At 66.5% G+C, this 3,637-nt stretch carries 2 protein-coding genes; both read left to right on the top strand.

The genetic code is table 11. From position 1 onward, the window contains the following. Positions 1 to 1,724 (top strand): DNA gyrase/topoisomerase IV subunit B (locus tag Y706_RS24690; protein ID WP_043435780.1); only part of this gene is annotated, 1,724 nt, incomplete at its 5' end. A gap of 169 nt (positions 1,725 to 1,893) precedes the next feature. Further along, positions 1,894 to 3,420, top strand: a complete 1,527-nt coding sequence (locus tag Y706_RS0109615; RefSeq protein WP_028276428.1) for a M20/M25/M40 family metallo-hydrolase — start codon at positions 1,894 to 1,896, stop codon at positions 3,418 to 3,420. Positions 3,421 to 3,637 lie beyond the last annotated feature (217 nt).

The raw sequence follows: 3,637 nt of genomic DNA on the forward strand, positions 1-3,637 counted from the left end.
CCCGCCTCGACGTCGAAGTGGACCGCGGCGGCAAGACATACAAGATGTCCTTCCGCCGGGGGGAACCGGGCCGGTTCAAGGATCCGGGCACCAAGCCGGACCCCGCGACCCTCTTCGAACCCTTCATCGACGGCTCTGTGCTCGATGTCGTGGGCAAGGCCAAGCGCGGCGTGACCGGAACCCGGATCCGCTACTGGGCGGACCGGCAGATTTTCACGCCCGACGCCAAATTCTCCTACGATGACCTCGCCGCGCGTGCCCGCCAGACCTCGTTCCTGGTCCCCGGACTGAAGCTCACGGTCCGGGATGAACGCAGGATTGCCGGCACGCCCGGAGAATCGGGCCCGCATGAAGAGGTCTTCCACCACGACGGCGGCATCTCCGAATTTGTCGACTTCCTCGCCGCCGACCCCGCCGTCACGGATATCTGGCGCCTCCACGGTGCCGGGAAATTCAAGGAAACCGTCCCCGTCCTCGACGAAAAGGGCCACAGCCAACTCGCGGAGGTCGAACGCGACTGTGAGGTCGACGTCGCGCTGCGCTGGGGAATCGGCTACGACAGCACGGTCCGGACCTTCGTCAACATCATTTCCACGCCCAAGGGCGGCACCCACCAGTCCGGCTTCGAGCAGGCCCTGCTCAAGACCTTCCGCAAGGCCGTGGAGACCAATGCCCGCAAGCTCAAGGCCGGCAACGACAAGATCGAAAAGGACGACATCTTCGCCGGCCTGACCGCGGTCCTGACCGTGAGGCTGGCCGAACCGCAGTTCGAGGGCCAGACCAAGGAAATCCTGGGCACCTCCGCCGTCCGGGCCATCGTGGCCAAGGTGGTGGAACAGGAGATCACCGCGAAGCTGACCTCCGCAAACCGCAACGACAAGGCCCAGTCCGCGCTGCTGCTGGAAAAGATCGTCAGCGAGATGAAGTCCCGCATCTCGGCGCGGGTCCACAAGGAAACCCAGCGCCGCAAGAATGCGCTGGAAACCTCCTCCATGCCCACCAAGCTCGCCGACTGCCGCACCGACGACGTCGGACGCTCCGAACTGTTCATCGTCGAAGGTGACTCCGCGCTAGGCACCGCCAAGCTGGCGCGGTCCTCCGACTTCCAGGCGCTCCTGCCGATCCGCGGCAAGATCCTCAACGTCCAGAAGGCCTCGGTGGGGGACATGCTCTCCAACGCCGAGTGCGCTGCCCTGATCCAGGTGGTGGGGGCTGGTTCCGGCCGCACGTTCGACATCAGCGCCGCCCGGTACGGCAAAGTGATCCTGATGACCGACGCCGACGTCGACGGCGCCCACATCCGGACCCTGCTCCTGACGCTCTTCTTCCGCTACATGCGTCCGATGATCGACGAGGGGCGCGTCTTCGCCGCCGTCCCGCCGCTGCACCGGGTGGAGGTCGTCAACGCCGGCCAGAAGGCCAACGAGATGATCTACACCTACTCCGAGGCTGAGCTCCATGTCCTGCTGGCGCGGCTCGCCAAAGAGGGCAAGCGCTACAAGGAGCCGATCCAGCGGTACAAGGGGCTGGGCGAAATGGATGCCGAGCAACTGGCCGAAACCACTATGGACCCGCGGCACCGGACGCTCCGCAAGGTCGGGATCGAGAACGCCAAGCAGGCCGAGGAGACTTTCGACCTCCTCATGGGCTCGGACGTGGCGCCGCGCAAGGACTTCATCATTGCAGGCGCCGCCAACCTGGACCGGGAGCGCATCGACGCCTGACGTTCCGCCGGCGGGGACGGGCCCGGCGACGGAAATCTGTGCCGTCGCGGCTGCTTCGCCGGCGCCTGGTTCTCTCAACCTTTGCCCAAGGTGCTTCCGATAGCTTCATCTCACCCATGCGGGCAAGGACGCCCGGATTGGATTCCGCAGCCGAATCCAGGAGAACCCTATGAAGCAACGCCGGAATATCCGCCGTGCGGCTATCGCCGCCTCGATCGGACTGGCGGCCAGCCTTGCGCCGCCCGCACTCGCTGACAACGGAACAAACACGGCACCCCTGCGCGCTGCCGTGTCGGCAACAAACATCATGAAACACCTCGCGGCCCTCCAGGCCGTCGCGGACGCCAACGGTGGCACTCGGGCTGCCAGCACTCCGGGATACGAAGCCTCCGCCCAGTACATCGAGCGCAAGTTGTGGGCCGCCGGCTACACCCCGGTCCGCCAAACCTTCCCCTACGAGCGCTACGACACCGTCTCGGCGTCGATGGAGCGCCTCTCGCCATCCCCGCGAACCTACGCCTATGACGCCCCGGACGGCTTCCTCGATATGAACTATTCCGGTTCCGGCAACGTCACGGCCCCGCTGAGCGCCGTCGACATCAACCTGGCCGGCGACCGGGCCTCCACCAGCGGCTGCGAGGCAGCCGACTTCGGCGGGTTCACGGCGGGCAACATCGCCCTGCTCCAGCGCGGCACCTGCACCTTCCGGATCAAGGCGGACAACGCCGCAGCGGCCGGGGCGGCCGGCGTCATCATCTTCAACCAGGGCAATGCGGACCCGGCGGACGAGCGCTTTGCCCTCTTCGGCGGCACGCTGGACGCGCCTCAGGCAGGTATCCCGGTGGTCAGCACCAGCTTCGCCACCGGCGCCGAACTCGCCGGGCTGAACGGCGTGAGCATGCACCTCGCCGTGAACTCCACCGTCACCAAGCTGACCTCGTTCAACATCCTGGCCGACACCGGCGGACGCGCGGACCGCACCGTCCTGGTGGGGGCGCACCTGGATTCCGTGCCGGAAGGGCCGGGCATTAACGACAACGGCACCGGGACAGCCGCCATCCTCGAGACGGCGATCCAGCTGAAGAAGTCGGGCCAGACCCCCGTGAACAGGGTCCGTTTCGCCTTCTGGGGAGGGGAGGAACCCGGACTTGTCGGCTCCGACTTCTACACATCCCAGCTGACGGCGAGCCAGATCAAGGCCCACGCGGTCAACCTCAACTTCGACATGGTCGGCTCGCCGAACTTTGTGCGGTTCGTCTACGACGGCGACGGCTCCGCCTTCGGCACGAAGGGCCCCAATGGCTCCGGGCTCGTCGAGAAGGTCTTCCTGGACTACTTCAAGTCCCAGAACCTGCCTACTGCGCCGACCCAGTTCGACGGGCGCTCGGACTACTCCGGGTTCATCAACAACGGGATTCCGGCGGGTGGCCTGTTCACCGGCGCGGAAGACCTTAAGACGGCGGCGGAAGCTGCAGTGTTCGGCGGGACACCGAACGTGGCGCATGACGCCTGCTACCACCAGGCCTGCGACACCATCGCCAACGTCAACACCACTGTGCTGGAGCAAATGGCTGACGCGATCGCCCACTCGACACTGACCTTCGCCATGACCACCTCGGCGATCAACGGAACGTCCAAGGGCAACGGGTCCGGCAACGTCGACCTCCAATTCAAGGCCAGCAAGCTGCTGAAATAGCGGCGCAGATGGCTAACCTGGCGCGAAACCGGCCGCTCCGCCGCTCCTGTGGCGGGCGGTCCGGCGTCGGGGCCGGATGACAGGACTGCCAGGGGGCCGGACTTAGCCGAGCAGGCCCGGGACCAGCAGCAGGGCCGTCGGCACGGCCAGCAGCAGCACGCAGCAGGCCAGGACAGCGGCGCGCAGCGGTTCGGACAGCGGCGGCTGCGGCGAGAGC

This window comes from Arthrobacter sp. I3 (genome assembly GCF_000520575.1).
Lineage (GTDB): Bacteria > Actinomycetota > Actinomycetes > Actinomycetales > Micrococcaceae > Arthrobacter > Arthrobacter humicola_A.